The sequence below is a fragment of the Bradyrhizobium sp. ISRA464 genome (genome assembly GCF_029910095.1).
Classification (GTDB): domain Bacteria; phylum Pseudomonadota; class Alphaproteobacteria; order Rhizobiales; family Xanthobacteraceae; genus Bradyrhizobium.
Genome location: NZ_CP094526.1, coordinates 4,859,264 through 4,881,509, shown reverse-complemented (window position 1 = coordinate 4,881,509; position 22,246 = coordinate 4,859,264). Strand labels below are relative to the sequence as shown.

17 protein-coding genes and 2 pseudogenes are annotated in these 22,246 nt (G+C 64.0%); 7 read left to right on the top strand and 12 right to left on the bottom strand.

Going from position 1 to position 22,246, the window contains the following annotated elements:
• Window positions 1-15: 15 nt before the first annotated feature.
• The 4 genes from glsA to MTX19_RS23045 all read right to left on the bottom strand — a co-directional run bounded on the left by glsA (window position 16) and on the right by MTX19_RS23045 (window position 5,552).
• Window positions 16-1,875, bottom strand: a complete 1,860-nt coding sequence (gene glsA / locus MTX19_RS23060) for a glutaminase A (RefSeq protein ID WP_280979442.1) — start codon at window positions 1,873-1,875, stop codon at window positions 16-18.
• A gap of 22 nt (window positions 1,876-1,897) precedes the next feature.
• Window positions 1,898-3,961, bottom strand: a complete 2,064-nt coding sequence (locus MTX19_RS23055; protein WP_280979441.1) for a TRAP transporter permease — start codon at window positions 3,959-3,961, stop codon at window positions 1,898-1,900.
• Between the two features lie 51 nt (window positions 3,962-4,012).
• Complete coding sequence (locus tag MTX19_RS23050) at window positions 4,013-5,176, bottom strand: TAXI family TRAP transporter solute-binding subunit (protein WP_280979440.1); 1,164 nt, start codon at window positions 5,174-5,176, stop codon at window positions 4,013-4,015.
• Window positions 5,177-5,330: 154 nt separating this feature from the next.
• Window positions 5,331-5,552 carry an acetyl-CoA carboxylase biotin carboxyl carrier protein subunit gene (locus MTX19_RS23045; RefSeq protein WP_280979439.1) on the bottom strand — a complete coding sequence of 74 codons (222 nt, stop codon included), beginning with the start codon at window positions 5,550-5,552 and terminating at the stop codon, window positions 5,331-5,333.
• A gap of 130 nt (window positions 5,553-5,682) precedes the next feature.
• Here MTX19_RS23045 and MTX19_RS23040 point away from each other — a divergent pair, with 130 nt between their 5' ends.
• The 3 genes and pseudogenes from MTX19_RS23040 to MTX19_RS23030 all read left to right on the top strand — a co-directional run.
• Window positions 5,683-6,657: an IclR family transcriptional regulator gene (locus MTX19_RS23040; protein WP_280979438.1), complete on the top strand. Its 975-nt coding sequence runs from the start codon at window positions 5,683-5,685 to the stop codon at window positions 6,655-6,657.
• Window positions 6,587-8,146 (top strand): carboxyl transferase domain-containing protein, encoded by a 1,560-nt coding sequence (locus MTX19_RS23035; RefSeq protein ID WP_280979437.1) that lies wholly within the window; start codon window positions 6,587-6,589, stop codon window positions 8,144-8,146. Before MTX19_RS23040 ends, MTX19_RS23035 begins: the two co-directional genes overlap by 71 nt.
• 202 nt (window positions 8,147-8,348) lie before the next feature.
• Window positions 8,349-8,882 (top strand): annotated as a pseudogene (locus tag MTX19_RS23030) (acetoacetate decarboxylase); the annotation flags it as partial.
• Between the two features lie 15 nt (window positions 8,883-8,897).
• On the opposite strand, the gene MTX19_RS23025 reads toward MTX19_RS23030, so the two are convergent.
• From MTX19_RS23025 to MTX19_RS23000, 6 genes and pseudogenes are all read right to left on the bottom strand, one after another.
• Window positions 8,898-10,208: an MFS transporter gene (locus MTX19_RS23025; RefSeq protein ID WP_280985483.1), complete on the bottom strand. Its 1,311-nt coding sequence runs from the start codon at window positions 10,206-10,208 to the stop codon at window positions 8,898-8,900.
• Between the two features lie 342 nt (window positions 10,209-10,550).
• On the bottom strand, window positions 10,551-11,747 hold the full coding sequence (locus MTX19_RS23020) for an acetyl-CoA C-acyltransferase (protein WP_280979436.1): 1,197 nt from the start codon (window positions 11,745-11,747) through the stop codon (window positions 10,551-10,553).
• A 458-nt stretch (window positions 11,748-12,205) separates the two neighbouring features.
• Window positions 12,206-13,288, bottom strand: coding sequence for a transposase (locus MTX19_RS23015; RefSeq protein ID WP_280979716.1), 1,083 nt, complete (start codon window positions 13,286-13,288; stop codon window positions 12,206-12,208).
• Window positions 13,289-14,083: 795 nt separating this feature from the next.
• Window positions 14,084-14,720 (bottom strand): annotated as a pseudogene (locus tag MTX19_RS23010) (HD domain-containing protein).
• Window positions 14,721-14,754: 34 nt separating this feature from the next.
• The gene (locus tag MTX19_RS23005; protein WP_280979434.1) at window positions 14,755-15,219 is read right to left on the bottom strand and encodes a carboxymuconolactone decarboxylase family protein; all 465 of its coding nucleotides are present in this window, start codon (window positions 15,217-15,219) and stop codon (window positions 14,755-14,757) included.
• A 10-nt stretch (window positions 15,220-15,229) separates the two neighbouring features.
• Window positions 15,230-15,655, bottom strand: coding sequence for a cupin domain-containing protein (locus tag MTX19_RS23000; protein WP_280984860.1), 426 nt, complete (start codon window positions 15,653-15,655; stop codon window positions 15,230-15,232).
• 88 nt (window positions 15,656-15,743) lie between these two features.
• Between MTX19_RS23000 and MTX19_RS22995 the strand changes: the two genes are divergently transcribed.
• Window positions 15,744-17,150: a PLP-dependent aminotransferase family protein gene (locus tag MTX19_RS22995; protein ID WP_280979433.1), complete on the top strand. Its 1,407-nt coding sequence runs from the start codon at window positions 15,744-15,746 to the stop codon at window positions 17,148-17,150.
• Window positions 17,151-17,327: 177 nt separating this feature from the next.
• Here the strand turns inward: MTX19_RS22995 and MTX19_RS22990 are convergent, their stop codons facing one another.
• Window positions 17,328-17,567 (bottom strand): hypothetical protein, encoded by a 240-nt coding sequence (locus MTX19_RS22990; protein WP_280979432.1) that lies wholly within the window; start codon window positions 17,565-17,567, stop codon window positions 17,328-17,330.
• 425 nt (window positions 17,568-17,992) lie between these two features.
• Between MTX19_RS22990 and MTX19_RS22985 the strand changes: the two genes are divergently transcribed.
• The 3 genes from MTX19_RS22985 (at window position 17,993) to MTX19_RS22975 (ending at window position 21,365) form a co-directional block, all read left to right on the top strand.
• The gene (locus tag MTX19_RS22985) at window positions 17,993-18,211 is read left to right on the top strand and encodes a DUF2934 domain-containing protein (RefSeq protein ID WP_280979431.1); all 219 of its coding nucleotides are present in this window, start codon (window positions 17,993-17,995) and stop codon (window positions 18,209-18,211) included.
• Window positions 18,212-18,569: 358 nt separating this feature from the next.
• Window positions 18,570-19,832 (top strand): MFS transporter, encoded by a 1,263-nt coding sequence (locus MTX19_RS22980; RefSeq protein ID WP_280979430.1) that lies wholly within the window; start codon window positions 18,570-18,572, stop codon window positions 19,830-19,832.
• A gap of 120 nt (window positions 19,833-19,952) precedes the next feature.
• Complete coding sequence (locus MTX19_RS22975; protein ID WP_280979429.1) at window positions 19,953-21,365, top strand: HAMP domain-containing sensor histidine kinase; 1,413 nt, start codon at window positions 19,953-19,955, stop codon at window positions 21,363-21,365.
• Between the two features lie 86 nt (window positions 21,366-21,451).
• Here the strand turns inward: MTX19_RS22975 and MTX19_RS22970 are convergent, their stop codons facing one another.
• Window positions 21,452-22,222 (bottom strand): enoyl-CoA hydratase, encoded by a 771-nt coding sequence (locus tag MTX19_RS22970; protein WP_280979428.1) that lies wholly within the window; start codon window positions 22,220-22,222, stop codon window positions 21,452-21,454.
• Between the last annotated feature and the right edge of the window lie 24 nt (window positions 22,223-22,246).

Sequence of the window (22,246 nt, the reverse complement as noted above, 5' to 3'; positions counted from 1 at the left end):
GAGGGCGAGCGAGATCTAACCCGACGTCAGCAGTTCGACCTTGGCATTCGCGACGATCAACCGCTCGGCAAGAATCTGCGCGAGGTTGCGCATGATCCGCTCGCCGGCATGGGGGTGCTGTTCGCGGAATCGCTCGAAGTCCTTGATCGCCACCTCATACGCGGTCGCCGACCTGTCGGCGAGAACATCGGCGGAGCGTCGCGGCTCCAGCAGCGCCATCTCGCCGAATGCCATGCCGGCGGTCAGCGTCGCGAGGCGGATGCCGTCGGGCAGGGTGACATGGACCACGCCGCTGCGCAGGAAGAACAGCGAGGCCGCCTCGTCGCCGGCAGCGACGATCTTCTCGTTCGGCTGGTAGGTCCTGATCGTGCAGAGCGCATTAAGGCCGGCGAGCTCTTGCTCGCTCAGTCCAGCGAGCAGCGGCTGCTCGGAGAGCTCTGTCGTCTCGAGGAAGTCGATCGAGCCGCCATAGCGATAGACAATCTGGTCCTCGGCCCATTCGATCGCGGTGTCGAGCAGGTAGAAATCCCTGATATTGCCGAGCCTGCTGGTCCACTCGCTGATCGTCGCCCATTCGCGTGAGGTCCGTTTGATGCCGGAGAGGACCACGATGACGCCGAGCTCGGCCAGCTCCTGAAATGCTTCCGCGACCAGCCGCGCGCCGGCACGCGTTGTCGCGGTGACGCGGCGCAGGTCGAAGATCACGAACTGCGGGCGCGGCCCGCCGGCGAGGCGGCGCGAGACATAGTCGACATTGGAGAGCGACAGCGTGCCGACCAGCTCGATCACGCGCACCTCCTGGAAGTGTTTGGCCAGGATCTCCTGCTCCTGCGGCCGGCGCACGCGCCGTGATGGGTTCTTGCCGATATTGTAGTCGGCAATGATGCTGTGGCGCGCGTCATCGCTGCGGTTGAGCATGTGCAGGTCGTAATGTGCCGACAGCGCCTCGCATACCTTGATGCCGCGCACGCTGTTGCCGTGCTTGTCGAGCTTCGGCGAGTAGCTGCCGAGCCCGAGCCGCGCCGGCAGCGCCGCCAGGATGCCGCCGCCGACGCCGCTCTTGGCGGGGATGCCGACGCGGTAGATCCATTCGCCGGCATAGTCGTACATGCCCGACGACGTCATCACCGAGAGCGTGCGGGAGATCGCGTAGGGCGTCACCACCTGCTCGCCGGTCAGCGGATTGACGCCATGGTTGGCGAGCGTTGCCGCCATCACGGCGGTGTCGCGCGCGGTGACGAGGATCGCACATTGCCGGAAATAGACATCGAGCACATCAGGCACGTTGTCGACGATCACGCAATTGGTGCGCAGCAAATAACCGATCGCCCGGTTGCGATCGCCCGTCGCGCTCTCGGACGCATAGACCGCCTCGTCGACGTCGAGCTCGCGGCCGGCGAAGCGGCCAAGCGCCTGGCGGATGTATGCGAACGCGCCGTCATCCTTGGCGGCGTGGATCAGGCCGGAGCAGGCGATCGCGCCGGCATTGACCATCGGGTTGAAGGGGTGGTTTTCCGCATTCAGCCGGATCGAGTTGAAGGGATCGCCCGACGGCTCGACGCCGATCACGCTCTCGACCCGTTCGGCACCCAGCGTGTCCAGCGCCAGCGCGAACACGAACGGTTTCGACATCGACTGGATAGTGAAGGGGATATCGGTGTCGCCGACCTCGTAGACATGGCCGTCGAGGGTCGCGAGGCTGATGCCAAAATGGGCAGGGTCGGCCTTGCCGAGCTCGGGAATGTAGTCGGCGACCGCGCCGCCGGTCTCGGGCAGGAAATCTGCGTAACAAGTGTGCAGAAACCGCAGCAGCGGCGGCTTCGAGCTGGACCAGGCCGTGGTGGTCGGGGTGACGGGCGGAGGCGATCGTTTCATCGCCTCTCGTTGTGCAACGCAATCAAGGCGCGCGCAACTGGTTCGGAACCAGAGCTTGGCGACGGATCAGCATGAGCGCGATCAGGATCGTCGGCACGAGAATCGCAAGCCCCAGCAACGTCACCTGGACCTGCGACAGTGGGTTGATGCCGCCGCCGGGCGTCGCCACCACGAACCCGCCGATCACCAGCAGCACGCGCAGCGGCCACTCGAGGGGGCCGGCGCCGCGGAGATCGCCGACGAAGGCCAGGTAGCCCTGGATGCCGCCGCAGATGAACAGCGTGCCGAAGGCTGCGAGCGCCATCAGGCCGAGGCCGGCGAGATAGGGGCTCGGCCCCTGCAGCACGAGCGCCGGATTGAGCACGAAGAAGAATGGGATGAAGTAGATGATGCTGCCGACCCACATCGATTCCCATCCGGTCTTCATCGCAGGCGAGCCGGCGATGCCGGCCGCGGCGAAGGAGGCGATCGCCACCGGCGGCGTGATCGACGACAGCATGCCCCAGTAGAAGATGAACATGTGAACCGCCATCCGGTTCAGCCCGAGCTTCTCCAGCGCCGGCGCAATCAGGATGGCAAGGAAGATGTAGCAGGCCGTCGTCGTCAGCCCGAGGCCGAGGATCAGGCTGGTGAAGGCGCACATCACGAGCAGCAGGAACGCGTTGTCGCCGGCGAGCGTCAGCAGGTCGTTGGCGAGGCTTGACACCACGCCGGTCATCGAGAAGGCGCCGATCAGGAGGCCGCAGCCGGCGAGGATGCCGACCAGCTCCACGAAGGTGCGGCCGTTGACTTCGAGGAACTTGCCGACGGTCGCGAGCGTCCAGCGCGTGTCCTTGGAGAAGATCTGGTTCAGCACCAATAGCAGCGCGGTCGCGTAGAACGGCGCGTGGCTCTCGCGCTTGAAATAGAGCAGCATCACGATCAGCAGCGCGATCACGAAGACGTAGTACCAGCCGTCCTTGATCGTATCCATCACGCGCGGCAGCTCGGCGCGCGGAATGCCCTTCAGCCCGTGGCGCGCGGCGTAGGAATCGACCTGCATGAACAGGCCGACATAGTAGAGCACGGCGGGGATGGTGGCGGCGACCGCGACCTCGGCGTAGCTGACATTGAGGAACTGCGCGATCACGAACGCGGTCGCGCCCATCACCGGCGGCGCCAGCACCGCGCCGGTCGAGGCGCAGGCCTCGATCGCGCCGGCATAGGAGGCGCGGAAGCCGCTCTTCTTCATGACGGGAATCGTCATGGTGCCGGCGGTCAATACGTTGGAGACGATCGAGCCGGACATCATGCCGAGCAGGCCTGAGGCGAAGATACACACCTTGGCCGCGCCGCCGCGAAACGTGCCGCAGAGCGCGAAGGCCAGGTTGATGAAGAACTTTCCGGCTCCGGTCATCATCAGCGCGGTGCCGAACACCAGAAAGCCGATCACGGTGTCGGCAAAGGCCTGGATCGGAATGCCGAGCAGGCTCTCGCCCGACAGCACGTGATAGGCCGTGGTCTGGTCGAGCGTGAGCTGCGAGCCCCTGAAGGGCCCAAGCCAGCTGGCCTCGGCGAACAGTGGGTAGACGGTGAACGGGAGCACGCAGAGCAGCAGGCTCCAGCCGCCGGTGCGGCGCAGCGCCTCCATCAGCGCGATCCACATCACGAGACCCGCAACGATGACATTCTGCGGCGCTCCGTCGGATTCCCAGCCGAATTGTGCCGCCTTGCGCACGTTCAGCATCAGCCAGATCGCGGCGGCGAATGTCAGGAACGACAGCGCGACGTCGTACCAGGGAATGCGGTTCAGCGGCGCGTTCTCCGCTCCCGGGAAGATCAGGAACGTGAAGGGGAGCATCAGCGCGATCAGGAGATAGAAATATTCGGTGTTGAGCTGGGTGTAGTCGACGAAGAAGCGCAGCGAGAACTGCTGGTTGATGCAGAGCAGGATGGTGGCGGCTGTCGCCATGACCAGCGCCCACCGCCAGCCGCCGCGCAGGGTGCGCACGCGCGTGACCTCGGCCTCCTGGAGGTTGCCGAGGCCGGCATGAGGATCCTCAAACTCGATCTTCTTCGCAGGCGCAGCCGCGGCGCTATCGGACATCGCAGTCCCCCAGAATCCTGATTGCCTTGTGCGGTGAGCGGCGTTCGGTCGCTACTCGAAGCCGTCCGGCATGTTGGCCTTGGCGAGCGCCGACGCGCGCGCCTTCATCCAGCCGTCGAGAAAGGCCTTGTCGTCGGAGGGCGGGTTGGACTTGCCGTACTCCGTCCAGGCCGCGGCCAGCACCTCCTGGCGCTTGTAAAGCGCGTTGTTGTGAGCGTCCTGCTCGTCGCTCCAGTGCCCGGTTTCCTTCAGCGCCTTCACCGCGCCGGGATGCACCGGCACGACCCAGTTCTTGGTCTGCCTGTCGGCGCCGAGCCCCGCGGCACCGGGCGCGGAATCCTTGTAGGCGTCGTAGTTCACGATCATCGCCTTGGTGATGGCATAGATCTGATCGACCGGCTGCGAGGCGTAGGCGACGAAGATCGGGTAGGGGTAGTTGCCGAGCTCGATCGGCTTGTCGGGGGAGATGCCAGCGCCGCAGGTCGCAAGCTGCGGGAAGAAGAACGAGCCGACCTTGTGCACGCGCGCCCAGCCTTCCTTGTCATTGGCGGGCAGCGGCGGCCAGATCAGGCCGCGCGGCGAGGTCTCGGCCTCCTTGGCGGGGCCGGTGATCGTGGTACCGAAGGCTGCGTCGGCGTCGTTGTTGATCAGGCCTTTCCACATAGCGCCGTAGCTTGCGAATTCGACGATCTTGACGTCGTTCTTGGTGAGGCCGCCGAAGGCGAGCATCGCGAGCGAGTTCTGGTTCAGCGCTGGCGAGCCGACCACGAAGCCGACGCGCTTGCCCCGGAGGTCCTTGATCTCCTTGACGCCGGCGTCGGCGGCCACGCCGAGCGCGCCGCAATTGCAGTCGACCGACGACAGCAGCAATTGCAGCGGCTGCGGGCCCCATTCCTTGGCGCCGAATTCGAACACGCCTTCCTGCGCGAAATAGGTACCCGATCCCATCGCCGAGGAAATCGCGCGCTTGGCGCGCAGCGGGGCCAATCGCGCGACGTCGTTGCCGGCCGGCAGCACGCGGACGTCGGTGCCGTATTTGTCCTTCAGCATCTTGCCGACGCCGACCGCAATGTTGAAGCCGGCGGTGCCAGTGTCATAGGCGGTCACCGCCATGGTGGGCGGCAGCTTGATGTCCTCGGCGGAGGCGGGCAGCGCTGCAATTAGAGAAAGGCCGGCAAGAGCGGCAGGCGCAAGCGCCATCAGCCGATGAATCATGGTTCCTCCCAATGTTTCGCTGTGCGAAACTTTCCTCGAGAGAAATGATTGCATCGCGAACTCGCGATGGCAACGCCAGCTCGGGAGCAAGCTGGCGATTTATGCCATTGCATCACCAGACAGATTGTCGCGGGTGAGGTGCGGGCGGCCGCGCTCAGGCCTCGACGATCGCGACGGCCTGACCTTCGGCGATCACATCGTCAATCTTGACCAGAATCGACTTGATTTTCCCTGTCGTTGTCGATGTGACCGGTATTTCCATCTTCATGGCTTCGACGAACGCGATCTCGTCGCCGTCGCCGATGCTGCTGCCGGCCTCAACAGGAAGCGCGCAAACGCGCCCGGCGACTTCGGTCACGATCTTGATGTCTGGCATTCCACTCTCCGATACCGTCTTGCGGAAATTTCATCCGGCGAACGGCTTTTTGTTGTGGCCGCACATTGCCTGAGGTAGCTTGTTCTGCAAGTGGAATTTTATTCCGCAGGACGGAATGGGAGCCAAGGATATGGGACGGCGCTCGGAACGGCTTAGCAGGCAGGGAATGCTCGCCGGCGAGACAGGCGATGGCGATGTCATTCAGGTGGTGTCGCGCGCCTTTGATGTGTTGCGATGTTTCGAGGGCCACGAGTCTCGATTAGGCAATCTCGAGATCTCAAATCGCTGCGGCCTGCCGCGCTCGACGGTGTCGCGCTTGACGCACACGCTGACGCGGATGGGACAACTCGTCTATCTGCCGCGCGATCAGAAGTATCGCATCGGGCCGAGCGCGGTGGCGATGGGCACGACGATGATGAAGGGATTGCAGCTTCGCAATCTGATCCGGCTGCGCTTGCAGGACGTCGCCGAGCAATTGCCCGGCACGGTCGGCTTCGTCATCCCGGATCGCTTTCATCTGGTCTATCTCGAATTCGCCCGCGCTGCGAATGCGCTCGGGCTGCACGAGACCACCGGCAGCCGCATCTCGATGGCGACCACGGCCGCGGGCCATGCCTATACAGCGGCGCTCGATCCCGAGGTCGGCGATGCGCTGATCGCAGAGATGGAGCGCGAGATGCCCGATGGCGCGAAGCTGCTGACGCCGCGCATCGAGGCCAACCGCCGTCATCTGCGCGAACATGGCTATGTCGTCGCCTGCGGCCTCTGGAGCCCGCACATCAATGGCGTCGCGGTGCCGCTGTGGTCGCCGCAATATCAGACCTATGTCGTGACGACGATCGGCCTGCTCTCGGCGATGTATGACGAGAAGCGGCTGCATGCCGAAGTCGCGCCACAGATGATCGAACTCGGCGCCGCGGTGGGCAGCCTGCTCGAAGGCGCCGACGGCGATATCTTCTCTAACCGGCTCGATCGTAAATCGCTTCCGGTGACCGCCCATAACAACAACAAGATGATCAAGACGGAGGCAATGAATGAACTGGAAGCCGGAACTCGACGACCTCGCCCGGCGCGAAGCGTTCGCGCGGGAGATGGGAGGCGTTGACAAGGTCAAGCGACAACGTGACCAGGGCCGGCTGACCGTCCGCGAACGCATCGACAAGCTCGTCGATCAGAGCAGCTTCCACGAGATCGGTGCCATCTCCGGCATTGCCGAATACGACGAGAACAACGAGCTCAAGCATCTGACGCCGGCGAACTGCGTGTTCGGTCGCGCCAGGGTCGACGGCCGCACGGTGGTCGTGGTCGGCGACGACTTTACCGTGCGCGGCGGATCGGCCGACGCATCGATTTCCGCCAAGCCGCTGATGGCGGAGGAGATGGCGCATGACTTCCGGCTGCCGATCATCCGCATGATCGAAGGCTCGGGCGGTGGCGGCTCGGTGAAGACCATCGAGACCAGAGGCGCGGCCAATCTGCCCGGCGGCGTCGGCGGCACGCGCGCGTATTGGTTCACGCTCGCCAATCTGGCGCGCGTGCCCGTGGTCGGGCTCGGGCTCGGCTCGGTCGCCGGCCTCGGCGCCGCGCGGCTGGCGGCGACGCATTATTCGGTGATGACGAACAGCTCCGCGATGTTTGTCGCCGGCCCCCCGGTCGTGAAGCGGCTGGGTCAGGATCTGACCAAGGAGGAGCTTGGCGGCGCGGATATCCAGACCCGCGCCGGCGGGATTGACCAGGCCGTCGAGACGGAGGAGGAGGCGTTCGAATATGCGCGGCGCTTCCTCTCCTATCTGCCGTCGTCGGTCTACGAGCTGCCGCCCACGATCCCGTGCACGGACGATCCTGAACGCGCCGAGGAGTCGCTTCTGAGGGCGGTGCCGCGCAATCGCCGGCAGGTCTACAAGATGCGCCCGATCATCGAGGCGGTGGTCGACAAGGGCTCGTTCTTCGAGGTCAGCGCCAATTTCGGCCGGCCGATCATCACGGGTCTGGCGCGGATCGAGGGCCGGGCGGTGTTGCTGCTGGCGAGCGATCCGTTCCACTACGGCGGCTCGTGGACGGCGGATGCCTGCCAGAAGGTGGTGCGCTGGGTCGACTTCGCCGAGACCTTCCATCTGCCGGTGGTCTATCTGATGGACTGCCCCGGCTTCATGATCGGGCTCGAGGCGGAGAAGTCGGCGACCATCCGCCACGGCGTGCGGGCGATGGCGGCGGTCAACCAGAGCACGGTGCCCTGGTGCACCATCATCATCCGCAACGCGTTCGGCGTCGCCGGCGTCGTGCACCAGCCCGCCAACCGCTTCTCGATGCGCTACGCCTGGCCGTCGGCCTATTGGGGCTCGCTGCCGCTCGAGGGCGGCATCGAGGCGGCCTATCGCGCCGAGATCGATGCGGCCGCCGATCCCGCCGCCAAGCTGCGCGAGATCGAGGACCGTCTCAACAAGCTGCGCTCGCCGTTCCGCTCCGCCGAGAAGTTCTGGGTGGAGGAGGTGATCGATCCGCGCAAGACGCGCTCGCTGCTCTGCGAGTTCGCGCGCCTGGCTGAACCGATCCGCACGCCGGGACCGCCCGGCAACATGTCGACGCGGCCGTAAGCGCTGTCCAACCGTCATTGCGAGGAGCGCAGCGACGAAGCAATCCAGCTGTCCGCAAGCTGTGGCATGGATTGCTTCGCGGAGCCTGTCATCGGGCGCGCGTTCGCGCGACCCGTTGGCTCGCAATGACGGCGGATGGCGTGCCCCCTTATGGCTCGCTCTCGCGATGCACGTCGTGGATCACGATGCCCATGCCGTTCTCGCACGGCTCAACGGCGAAGAGGTCAATTTCGTCTGCCAGATGTATCTCGACGACGATCCGCCGATCGCCGCGGGCCGCGAGATCTGGGGCTTTCCGAAGAAATACGCCCATCCCAAGCTCGAGATCGTCAAGGACACGCTGACCGGCACGCTGGAATATGCCGGTCAGCTCGTTGCCATGGGCACGATGGGCTACAAGCACGAGAGCATGGCCGGCAATGGCGACATCACCCGCGCCACGCTGTCGAAGACGCAAATCAATCTGAAGATGATCCCCGGCGTCGACGGTCGTCTCGACGTCTGCCAGCTCGTCGCGATCAACCTCACCGACATCGTGGTCAAGGGCTCCTGGATCGGGCCCGGCCGGTTGCATCTAGTGCCGCATGTCAACGCGCCGGTGGCGGATTTCCCGGTCAAGCGTGTGATCGGCGCGCATCATTTCCTCGCCGACCTCACGCTGCCGTTCGGCCGCGTCGTGCACGACTACAACAAGGAGGCCGTGGAGAGGACGCCGACCGAGCTCGCTGCGGAATAGCACGAGGCGCCGAGGTCAGGCCGTAGCCGGCTTCACCGCCGGCTTCGCCTCGGCGTGAGTCTGCTGCCGCGCGATCGCCAGCACGATCAGCGAGGCGATCACGCACAGCGCGCCTGCGATGAAGAAGGCCGGCAGGTAGGTCTGATAGACCGTCCGCGACAGCCCCGCACCGAACGCGGCGGCGCCGGCGCCGAGCTGGTGACCGGCGAAGATCCAGCCGAACACCAGATTGGCGCGCTCGGCGCCGAAGCGCTGCGCGGTCAGGCGCACCGTCGGCGGCACCGTCGCGATCCAGTCGAGCCCGTAGAACATCGCGAACAGCGACAGGCTGTAGAACGAGAAATCCGAGAACGGCAGGTAGATCAGCGACAGCCCGCGCAGGCCGTAATACCAGAACAGCAGATAGCGATTGTCGTAACGGTCCGACAGCCAGCCCGAGATGATGGTGCCGAAGAAATCGAAGATGCCCATCGCAGCGAGCAGGCTCGCGGCCTGCACCTGCGGGATGCCGTAGTCGAGGCACATCGGGATCAGGTGCACCTGCACGAGACCGTTGGTCGAGGCGCCGCAGACGAAGAAGGTCGCGAACAGGATCCAGAACGCCGGTGACTTGGAGGAGTCGCGCAGCGTGCCGAGCGCGGCCGCCATGATCGGTGCATTGGCCGGCGGCGGAGGGGCCAAGGGCGCTGTGCCGTCGTCGCCGAACGGACGCAGGCCGACGTCGCTGGGCCGGTCGCGCATCACCATCAGCACGGCAAAGGCCGCGATGCCGAGCACGACGCAGACCAGCCCCAGCGCGACACGCCAGCCATAGTGCTCGGTGATGGTTGCGAGCAGCGGCAGGAAAGCGAGCTGTCCGGTCGCGACGCTTGCGGTGAGGATGCCGACCACGAGGCCGCGGCGCGCCACGAACCAGCGCGCGGCAATCGTCGCTCCCAGCACCAGCGCGGTCATGCCGGTGCCGATGCCGATCACGACGCCCCAGAGCAGCATCAACTGCCAGACCTGCGTCATGAAGAGGGACGCCAGCAATCCGGACACGACGATCAACTGCGCCGCCAGCGTCACGTTGCGCAGGCCGTAGCGGTTCATCAGCGCGGCGGCGAACGGCGCCATCAGCCCGAACAGGATGAAGCGGATCGACAGCGCCGACGAGATCTCGGCGGTGCTCCAGCCGAATTCCTTCTGCAACGGCACGATGAAGACGCCGGGCGCGCCGACGGTGCCGGCCGAGATCAGCGCGGCGAGGAAGGTGACGCCGACCATCACCCAACCGTAGTGGGTGTTGCGGCGGGCGAGGGTGGAAGCAAGCCAGTTCGAGATCATTGAGTCCCAGGTGAATTGCAGAGGTGAAAAGCGATGAGGGTCTTATTCGTGATGCTCAATATGGCATGAGGGAGCCATGTCTAAAATGACATAGTTCCCTCGTTTTCGGACTCGGCAGTCCGCGACGAAATTGGCGTCTGCGGGGATGCTGTGCTCCCTCTCCCGCTTGCGGGGGGAGGGCTGGGGGTGGGGGTCTCGCCGCGAGTCCCACCGTGGAGAGAGCAGCCCCCACCCGCCGCGCGAGGCGCGTCGGCCTAAGAGCGAGCTGCGCTCGTCTCGACCCCCGCAAGCGGGAGAGGCGAAGCTCTCTGCGGACAGATATCAACCAAAGAGCATCAAGCCTTAGTGGGCCACCCGCTCGACCGCGATCGCGGTGGCTTCGCCGCCGCCGATGCAGAGCGCCGCGACGCCGCGCTTCAAATTCTGCGCCTCCAGCGCATGCAGCAGCGTCACGATCAGCCGTGCGCCGGTGGCGCCGATCGGATGGCCGAGCGCGCAGGCGCCGCCATTGATGTTGAGCCTGTCCCTGTCGATGCCGAGGTCGCGCTGCGCCGCCATCGCCACGACTGCAAACGCTTCGTTGATCTCGAACAAATCGACGTCACCAACGCTCCAGCCGACCTTGTCGAGCAGCTTGCGGATCGCCGGGATCGGCGCCGTCGTGAACCACTGCGGCTCCTGGCTGTGGGTGGCATGGCCCTTGATCTCGGCCAGCACAGGCAGGCCGTCGCGATCGGCGAGCGAGCGCCTTGCCAGGATCAGCGCGGCGGCGCCGTCGGCATTGGCCGAGGAGGCGGCGGGCGTGATGGTGCCGTTGGCGCGGAACGCCGGCTTCAGGCCGGGGATCTTGGCCGGATCGACCTTCAGCGGATGCTCGTCATTGGCGATGATGCGCGGGCCGGCCTTCTCGGCAAGCGTGATCGGCACGATCTCGGCCTTGAACGCGCCGCCCTCGACCGCCTTGCGGGCGCGGCTCAGCGTCTCCATCGCGTAGGTGTCCTGGTCGGCGCGGGTGAACTGATAGGCCTCCGCGGTCGCCTCGCCGAAATCGCCCATCGAACGGCCGGTCTCGTAGGCATCCTCCAGCCCGTCCATCATCATGTGGTCGATGATGCGGTCGTGGCCGGCGCGATAGCCGCCGCGCGCCTTCTGCAACAGATACGGCGCGTTGCTCATGCTCTCCATGCCGCCAGACACCACGATCTCGGCCGAGCCGGCCTTGATGATGTCGTGGGCGAGCATGGTCGCCTTCATGCCGGAGCCGCAGACCTTGTTGACGGTGGTGGCGCCGGTGGCGTCGGGCAGCTTGGCGCCGCGCGCGGCCTGGCGGGCAGGGGCCTGGCCCTGACCGGCGGGCAAGACGTTGCCCATGAACACCTCGTCGACGCGTTCGGGCGCGAGCTTGGCCCGTTCCAGCGCCGCGCCGATCACATGCGATCCAAGCTTGTGCGCGGGAAAGGGCGTGAGTTCGCCCATGAAGCGGCCGAGCGGGGTGCGGGCGGCGGAGAGGATGACGACGGGATCGTGGCTGGTTGCCATGGCGGGACTCCCATGAATGTCGGAGATTTGATTGAATTACACACATCATATGATGCGCCGCAAAAAATGCAACCCGCATGACAAATTGTCGCGTTCGCATGAGTTGAATGGGGAGCAGGGGCTGCGTCCCTCGCGACAGTTGCGCGTCAGTCGCCGCAACAATGGTGTCGTCCCGGCGAATGCCAGGACCCATACGCCGCGGCTCGTGTTGTGAACGGGACTCGTCGTTCCGGCGATGCGTAGCGACAAACATTCGGGGTAATGGGTCCCGGCTTTCGCCCATAGGCGCTAAGATAGTTGGATTGCTTGATAGCGACGCTTGTGTCTGGGCGGCTCGCGGAGGTGCCGCCGGAGCGTGGAGCGGAGTCTGCGGAGGCAAGCGATTGCGGGCTGGGGAATGATGGCTTGCCGTAGCGAAGCGACGAGCTGGTGCAGGAGACGCCACGCCCCTGGGCGGGTCAGGCGGCGTCGGCCAAGCGGGGAGAGTCCTCGAGTTCGTCGACGAGCGGCTCGAGCAGAAGAATGATCAGCAGATGGGCAAGGATATGGGGTCTGGCGGATCGCTCGTCAGTTCCGGGCGGCCCCTTCAGGCCAATCAAGCTTTTCAGCCGCTTGAAGCCGAGCTCGATGCGCCATCGTAGCCGATAGAGGGCGAAAATGTCGGCAGTCGTGAAGTCCTTTGGTTTGAGTGAGGTCACCAGGATCACCCAATCTGCGGCGTCCAGTGTTTGCCTGGAGAGCTGATGGCCTCCCTTTTGTGCGGTCCGGCGTGCCTTGCGTCGCGCAGCCGCGGCAGCTTGCGCCGGCTTCCTGATCGCAACCAGACGCATGGCGAGCGGCACGCCAGACCTGCGTTTTATCCAGATCGGCCGATCGATCATGCCGCCTGCCGTGGCTTTGCGCAGTTCGGCCGTGAGATCAACCAGACCACCTTCGGCATCAAGCCAACGCGCACTCTTCCAGCCGGACCGGATCACGAAGTCCGCACCGGCATCGAGCAGACGTGCCATGCGCTCGGGCTGCAGATAGGCGCGATCGGCAAGACGGATTTCGCCGGCAACCGCCGGTATCCGATCCAGCGTCTCGCCCCCGCGCTCATCAGTCAATTCGAAGTGACCAAAACGCTCCCGCGGAAGATCGAACGCACTGTGGACACGCCACACCGCGTTCTTGTTCCTGCCGCTCGTCCCAGCCTTGGGGACCGTCGTGGCGTCAACAATGCGGATCAGGCGACCGCGGCTCGCCTTCGGTGCACCGCTCACAAGCGCTTGGCCTACCAGGCGCGCCAGCCAATCCCCGCATTGACGCAAGCGATACAACAGAGCCACGTTGGAGATATCGACAAGGCCCACCGAGGTTGCCCATGCCGTCGTCAACCGCAGACCCCTCTCGCCGAGACAGTACGCCAGGATCAGACGCAGCAAATCGACCGCATTGCTAATCTCTCGCGGGCGGACAAACGCCTTCGTCTCGCGGGCGCTGACCCCGAGAGCATCGGCCCCGCCAAGCCGCGCAACAACACGCGCCCAGTCTTCGTTCACAAGCGATTCGTGCCTCATCCCATCTTGGAATCACAAGCAAATCCAACGCGCAAATCCTATTTTAGCGCCTATGGGCTTTCGCCAGGACGACAGTGAGTGTGTGGCGCGACTGGTGAGTCATACATCCGCATTCTCGCGACGGGAATCGTCCGAGTTTTGCCTCTCGTTCCGCCCTCTCATCGAGCAGAGGGCGCAGGGAAAGCCGGGTGCCGATCGCACCCATGGGTCCCGTGCAAATGGAAAGCACGGGAGGTAGGACCACAGGTGAAACCGGAGCAATCCCGGCTTTCCCTGCGCGATGGTTTACGGCTTATACGTGCTCTCCCCGGCGAGACTGGGCTTTGTTGTCACCGTCATCGGCAAGGCACTTGGCCTCCTGCCGATGAGACACCTGCCACTAGGGCGTCAGCCTGCACGACTTCACCGTCCGCTATCTGCCACGCTCGTCAGCCGTGACATCGGCGTCCACCGCATGCCAACCCGACACTCGTGACGATCGCGAAGCGCCCCTCAGGCGGGTGAGACGGGCCATTCATACACTGAGTTGCTATTCTGATAAACAGAAATATTTTTGCTGCGAGGGCTTGCCACGTCGGGCAAATCAATGATTGGGAGTTTTGGCTGCTCGCGGCACCCGACGAGGGCTGGAAACCGACTGACTTCGGGCGTGCACTTCATTAATCCGTCACGTCTGCTTTACCCTCGAGCGGTGACGCCGAAGCCGACATGGAAGCATGTCGGCTTTTGGGGCAACGAGACGACATCGAGCTTTGACCCGGACGGCTCGACGAAAGCTCAGCTATGCCAGGGAGTGTTACGGATGCGGACGCACGCGTTCGGCTTGCGAAATGTAGGATCGCGATGTTCGATGTAATCGAAATTGACCGTCCCGAACGTGGTCTGAGGCTTCTTCAAGGCCGAGCAAGTCTGTATCTCGAGAAATTCATTCTTGAAGTCACCGCGCGGAAATGCAGCGATCACCTGCTCGCGTTGCTCCGGCGTGTAGTCGTCATATCCAACTCCCACGACGTCCACCAAAACTCCTGCGTTCGTGAGAGCGATTTCCGGTCGCATATATTGTGGAATCCCGGGGGTGGTGTGCAGCGCAATCGCTTCCCACACCAGATCAGCCTTTGGCTCTGCAATGCCGTGCGCCCGGAGAAATTCGCGCGCTGCGTCGGCGCCGTCGACTTCAAATCGCTTTGTCGGTGTGGTAGTGATCGACAAGCCCGAGATCGTGAAACAACGCCGCGACATAGAGCAGCTCGGAATCGAATTTCAGATTCTGACGAATTCCCTTCATCGCTCCGAATACATAGACGCGAACTGAATGGTTGAACAACATCTCGTTTTCGTACTGGCGCACCAGCTCGGCTGCCTCCCGCGCCAGCTTGCTGTCTGGAATCTTGACGCCGGAAATCACGTCGGTCATTTTCAGTCTCCTCTCTCTATATCATCGATCTTCATCAAGCCGCCGCCATCCCGATGGCAGCTTGCGGTGTATTCCGGAAACTGATCGCCATGCGATTGTAAGCATTCATCACGCTGATCGCGACGGTAAGATCCACGAGGTCACGTTCATCGAAGATCGCGCGGGCAGCTTCGTAGGCTTGATTCGGCACGCCGGTATCCGCTACGCGGGTCACCGTTTCGGCCCACGCGAGGGCGGCGCGTTCGCGCTCGTCGAAGAGATTGCCCGCTTCCGCCCACGCCTGCACCAGCGCGAGTTTCTCGATTTTCTGCCCGCTCTTGAGCAGATCGCGCGTGTGCATGTCGAGGCAATAGGCGCAGTTGTTTATCTGCGATACACGCAGATAGACGAGGTTGATCAGCGTGGCAGGAAGCTTGCTCTGCAAGACGTAGCCGTAGACTCCGCCGAGGGCTTTCGAGCCTGCCGGCGCGATATGGTTGTAATCGAGGCGCATACTCATGTCGTGCTCCTTAATGGTCGTCCTGTTTGACGGGGGTGGTCAGTTGCCTATCGTCCGTATCGACGACGAATACGGCGAGCAGCTTTGCGGGGGCGGTCTTGCTGGCGTTGCGGCTGACGGGATGGCGAGAGCCCGGCGTCTCGTAAAAGCTTTCGCCCGCGCGGTAGACTCGCGTCGGTTCGTCATTCACCTGCGATTCAATTTCTCCAGACAGCACGTAGCCGAAGATGAAAGCTGACTTGGCGTGGACATGCGAAGGCGACGCCCCGCCCGGCGCATAGTCGACAACGACGGCAACAAGCGACTTGCCGGGAATGTTAGTGATCGGCTGCTGGAAGGTCGGCGTGACCGTCTGGCCCGCTTCATGGGCGGAGACAGGCATTGCCGCGGCAATGACGACGGCGGCGCAGGCGGCGAGAACGGATGGTATTTGCATGGTCAGGCTCTCCTTTGCACCCATAGGTGCTCCCGCCCTGGTCCACAAAAAAGCACCAAGAACGCACAAAAATCGTGTACCAGGGAGCATGACCAGGCCGCTGCGATTGGAGCTTGATCGATCTGCGAAGACGCCGCTGGCGGAGCAGATCCGCAAAGGTATCGGGGCCGCCATCGAGAGCGGCGTGCTCGCGCCGGGAGCTCGTCTGCCCTCCTGGCAGGACTTGGCGGCTCAGCTTGGCGTCGCGCGAGGCACCGTGCGGGCGGCGTATGAAAGGCTCTCCTCTGCTCAACTGATCGTCGCGTCGCGCGCAACTGGAACGCATGTCGCGGATCGGCCTTCCTTCGCCGTTCTACAGGAAGAAGCCCCCGACCCCGGCTCGTTCATGGAGATGTACCAGGAACTCACTGCGGGGCCGGCCATTTTTCAGATGGGTGTGCCCGCCCAGGAGACATTTCCCGCCAAACTATTCTCGAGGATGCACACAAAGGCGGTTCGCGCGGAAATGAGCGCGCCGGCCCTATACCCGGATCCGCGTGGCGAGCTGGAATTGCGGCGCGAGATCGCAGCTTATCTTGCGCTGGCGCGCAGGATCGAATGTACGCCCTCCCAGATTATCATTACAGGAGGCTTCAGCAGCGGCCTTGGACTGGCGCTTCGTGTGCTGGGCCTCGAACAGAAGAAAGTCTGGGTGGAGGATCCAGGCTTTCCCTTCACTCAGCAGGGTCTCGAGCTTGCAAGGTTGTCGATTGAACCGATCCCGGTTGACGCGGACGGCATTGACGTCAGTTATGGCCTGGAACACGCACCTGACGCAGCGCTGGTCGTCGTAACTCCCGGACAGCAGGCCCCGCTCGGATTCACATTGTCACTGGCAAGACGCTCGCGCCTTCTCGACTGGGCCGCTCAGGAGCGGGTGTGGGTGATCGAGGATGACTATCTGAGCGAACTTCAGTTGAAGGGCCGGGCCACGCCGGCGCTCGCTTCTCTCGATCGTGCTGGGCGCGTCATTCACATCGGGTCGTTCAGCAAAACCCTGACCCCTGCCTTGCGGCTGGGCTTTGTCGTTGCACCTCCATCTCTGGCGCTTCGGTTTGTCGAAGTTGCGGCGTGCCTGGCGCCGGCGCCTGGGCCCTCGGTGCAGCTCGCGACCGCTGAATTCGTGCGCGGCGGCCACTATCTGCGGCATCTTCGCCGCACGAAGCGAGTCTATGCAGCGCAAGGCGACGCATTGCTGAAATGCCTACGGGGCCGCGTCAGAAACGTCACGATCGGTGGATTGGCAGCCGTCCTGCCATTGCCGGAGGGGGGTTCTGACCTCTCTGTCGCCAGGAAAGCGGCATCATTCGGATTGGCGCCTACTCCTCTGTCGCTTTGGTATGCGTCGAGGACTTCGGCGCGATCCGGTCTGTTGCTCGGCATCGCCACTTCTCCACAAAAGAGAATCGAGGCGTCCTGCGACCAGCTTTTTAACATCATTGATCGGCTCACGTGACAAACGCGGATGACGGGCGATCAGCCGGAATGCACGAAGCAAAAAAATTGAGTTGCTCGGTCGGGGCGGTTAGTCACGCCCGCCGCGGGCGTCGCGTTGAACGTCTCGCACCGCGCTCGGGGGCGCGTTTGCGAAAAGCAAGCCCCCACTAGCCTAGCTCACCGCCAGTCGCAGAGATCAGTCGCAGATACGTCTGCGGATCACGACGTCCTCGCCATAACGATTGATCCGATGGTCAATGACGACCCGGCAGTTCCTGCGGTAACCTTCGTCGTAATATTCGTTGTAGTGGCGATACCGCTCCGGACCGACGTAAACGCCATTCGGACCGACGCCAAACTCTACGGCCTTTGCTGAAGTGACCGCTCCCGCAGTCAGCGTTGCCAACGCAGTGAGCGCCAGGATCAATTGTTTCATAGGTGTCTCCTTTCAGAGAAGTGACACTAAAAAAAACGATTGAGACATGGGATCTGTTCCCGATTCTTCGCATGGGGCAGGAACCGCGCATGGTGTCGTGCGCGAGCGAAACACTCTCCGCTTGCGCATTTGTCCAGGAGACCGCGGAACTCCGCAGGGTGGGAGGCACGTCATGAATTCATTGTCGGCACGCGACGCGTTTCTGTGGTCGCCATCAGGTAGTCGTCCTGACGTTGATCGGAATGTTCTGAATGACCTCACCTGGAGTCCGCTGTAACCGTCAGTCGGGAGCGACAGCAATCCTGTAAAATCTCAATCGCAAGCTCCGAGATCGAAGGGATGTCCAGCGCATCGGGGTTCCGCGGGAACGACTCTAGCCCGCAGCAAGTTTTTACCTGGAGGATTCGAAGGTCAGGAGCGGAACCATGCGTGCCTTGACTGAGCAGGATATCCGAACGCGGGCCTACAAGCTTTGGCAAACTGCCGGCAGGCCCAACATCAAGATGGATGCGTTCTGGTACCAAGCGGAGAAAGAACTGTTGGCGGAGAGAGCGAGGGAGAAGCACGGATCTCGCGCATCGAACACCGCGCAGCGTCGAGTCGTCCGACGGCGGCGCAATGCAGCCTTGGCAGGCGTTCACTAGGGAAGCGATTCGTCACGCGCGGCGAGCCGCGACGTTCTCCCTCAACTACACTACGCAATGTCGGTGCGTCGCGATCCAACTCGCGTAGGCCGGATGGACGCGCCGATGTCTGGGGACACGTACGAGCGCGACTTGTTGGCTGATGCGGGCTACAAGGCTGCGCTTCCTCATTCGCGGGGCGGTACGGCACGTTGCGGACTGATGCCGTCGAGCATGGCCGCATGCGGCGGTTGCGATTGACACGCGCGTCGCCAGCGCTACGCTGCTCGACAGGGAAGTTTTCCCAAAAGAACCAAGAAAGACGAACCAAAAGAACCAAGAAAAGGGCAGGGAACGCCGTGACACGCGTCATCGCGTCTTGAGCGGAGGCACGCGGACATCCGCGCTCGCGCCATTCCGCATCCGCAACTATCGCTTTCAATGGCCGTCCGATCTGCTCACCTCGTGGGCGTTCGAGGTCGAGACGCTGGTGCTCGGCTGGTACATCATGGTCGAGACCGGTTCGGTGCTGCTGCTGACGGTGCTCGCCTCGCTGCAATATGTCGGGACGCTGATCGCGCCTGTGGTCGGCATGATCGGAGACCGCATGGGGCATCGCGATCTCTTGGCCGTGATGCGCTTCGCCTATACGGCGCTCTCCGGGACCATCATGACGCTGGCGCTATCAGGCCATCTCGCGCCGCTCAACGTCATGATCATCGTCGCGATCATGGGCCTGATCCGGCCCTCCGACCTCGGCGTGCGCGGCGCGCTGCTCGCCGACATCATGCCGCCGGGGCAACTGGTCGGCGCCATCAGCCTGGCGCGCACGACGCAGGACAGCGCGCGCATCGCCGGCGCGTTGACCGGCGCCAGCCTGTTCGCCGTGCTCGGCATCGGTTTTGTTTACATCGGGATCGCCTGCTTCTATTTCGTGGCCGCCATCCTGATGCTCTGCATGACCCGTCCGGTTCAATCGCATGGCGCAGCCGATCGCCCGGCCGACGCCACGCTGGCTGGGACGGTGCTGCGGGACCTGAAAGAGGGCATCGTCTACGCCTGGAGCGGTCCGGGAATGAGCGCTGCGCTCTGCGTCGCGTTCCTGGCCAATCTCACCGCGTTTCCCCTGACCAACGGGCTGTTGCCCTACGTCGCGCGCGACATCTTCCATACCGACCAGACCGGGCTTGGCTATCTGTCGGCGAGCTTCGCGGTGGGCTCGCTGATCGGCTCGATCACGCTCAGCATGGCCGGTGGCGTGCGCATCGCCCGGCTTCTGATCGGCGCCACCGTGGCCTGGTACGCGATGCTGCTGGTGTTCGTGGAGATCAGGACCATGCCGGTGGCGATGGCCTGCCTCGTGCTGGCCGGCATCGCGCAGAGCATGTCGATGATCTCGGCCGCGGTGATGCTGATGCGCAACGCCAGCGCCCATCTCCGCGGCCGCGTGATGGGCGTGCGCATGATGGTGATCTACGGCCTGCCGCTCGGCCTGCTCGCGGCCGGCAGCCTGATCGATCTGATCGGCTATTCCGCGACCGGCACGCTCTATGCGGCCGCCGGCCTCGTCGCGATGCTGGCCATCACGCTGCACTGGCGCGCCGATCTCTGGCCGGTCCACGCGCCCGCGAACGCGCGGTGAGGGGGCGCGGCGCGATGCCGCGCCATGACCGGAGGTGCGGCAAAGGACGCGACAGCGTGGAGACGCTATCGTAGATCGTTTCCCGCGCTCCGATTGCCCGTGCCAAGACCTTTCACCGCAATGCTCAGCCTTTTGACCCGGCTTGGACTGCGCTTCGACGACATCGCCGAAGAGCGCCGGTTCGTGGAGCAGTACGTGCGGGGCAATATCGGCTGGACGCAGGTCGCGATGCTGCTCGGCGCGTTCACCTATGCCGGATATTCGTTCTGGGACTGGTTTCTCTATCCCGAAATCGTGTCGACCACGCTGGCGATCCGCGGCGGCATCGCCGTGCTCGTTCTGCTGCCGTTGACCGCGCTGCTCTCCGCGCCCGCGATGAAAGCCTGGGCCGAGACGATCTTCCTGGTTTATTGCGTCGTCCCGGGCTGCGTGCTGCCGAGCATCTACCTCGTCTTGCCCTCGGGCTTCACCTATGCGGCACCCGGCATGATCATGGTGATCTTGTTCGTCTCGACCATGCTGCCGCTGCGGATTGGGCCGCTGGTCGTGTTCTGTCTCACGACATGGATCGCCCTGTGCATTGCCGAATCCCTTGGGCCTGCCTTGCCGCCGGGCCTGCGCTTCATCAACCATTCCCTCGTCCTCAACGCCTATGCTCTGTCGCTCTATGCCGTCGCCGCGCGCGAGTATCGCGCGCGCCAGCAGTTTCGGACGGCGGAGGCGCTGAAGCAGGAAAAGGAGCGCTCGGAAGCTTCGTTACGCGATCTGCATGCAACCCAATCGCATCTTGTGCAGGCCGAGAAGCTGGCATCGCTCGGGCAGCTTGTCGCCGGTGTCGCCCATGAGGTCAGTACGCCGCTTGGCCTGGCGCTGACCACGTCCACCACCATGGAGGCGGACCTGCGAGCGATGCGTGGCGCTTTGAACGGCGCTGCCGTGCGGCGGTCCGATCTGACGAGGGGCATTGGACGCATCGAGGAGGGCCTTCGGATCACCTTTGAAAACCTGCATCGGGCGTCCGAGATGGTGCACAGCTTCAAGCAGGTCGCGATCCATCAAGCCGACGAGGAACGCCACACATTCGAACTCGGGGGATGGCTCTCCGAGCTGATCTCGAAGCTCGGGCCGTTGCTGTCCCGTCAGGGACTGATGGTCGAAGTCGCGTGCCCGCACGGAATCGTGCTCAACAGCTATCCCGGGGCGCTAGCGCAAGTGATCAGCAACCTGGCATTCAACGCGGCGGCACATGCGTATCCCGATGGCGGCGGCGGGCCGTTCAAGGTGACGGTGACGCCGCTCGACCAAGCGCTGGTGCGGATTGTTTGCGCCGATGAAGGCGTTGGCATCGCCGAGGATTTGCAGGCACGAGTGTTCGACCCGTTTTTCACCACCGGACGCGAGAGGGGCAACATCGGGCTCGGGTTGCACGTCGTGTTCAACATCGTCGTGTCGTCGCTGAACGGCCGAATCGCGCTCGAAAGCAAGCCAGGTTGCGGCACGCTGGTGTTTGTCGAGATTCCCGTCTCAGGCTGAGCGCAAACTGAATGAGCGGTGAAGAGCTCGCAGGATGGTCGTCCCGCATGTAGCTGCGCTCATGCGGGCTACAAGGCGTCAGATAGCTACCGCTTCCGATCCAGGAATCCCTGCAGCAGCCGTTGCGGCTCGCCGGTCAGGAACGACTGTCCGAATACGCCGACGCTGAGATTGACTGACTCGGTCAGCGGCAGCTCTTCCCATTGCCGCAGCAGATCCTTCTGGATGCGCAGCGCCTCCGGGCCGCATTCCAGCAACGCTTTCACGGTGTGCTCGACGGCGTCATCGAGGCCGCCGGGCTTGGCGACCGTGTCGACCAGTCCCCAGGCCAGCGCGGTCGGGGCGTCGATGTTCTCCGCGGTCATCATCAGCCAGCGCGCGCGGCCCCAGCCGATCAGCCGCGGCAGCAGCGCGGCGTGGATCACCGAGGGAATGCCGACGCGCACCTCGGGCATGCCGAACATCGCGTCATGCGCGGCGACGCGCACGTCGCAGGCGGCCGCGACCTCGAGGCCGCCACCGAGACACCAGCCGGGCAAGCGGGCGATCACCGGCGCCGGAAACTTGCGCACGGCCTCGCAGAGGTCGCGCAGGCGGCTGATGAACTGCTCGGCGGAGGTTTGGTCGAGGTTCGCCATCTCCTTGATGTCGGCGCCGCCGATCATGCTCCGCTCGCTTTCGCCGGCGAGGATCACCGCGCGGATGGTCGAATCGGAGGCGAGATGCTCGAAGCCTTCGCGCACGCCACTGGTCACGGCCGAGCTCACGATGTTCAGCTTGCCGGCATTGCAGATCGTCAGGCGGACGACGCCGCGGCTGTCGCGGTCGATACCGCAATGAGGATTGAGCATGTCCATGGTGATGGTCTCGCAGCAGGATTG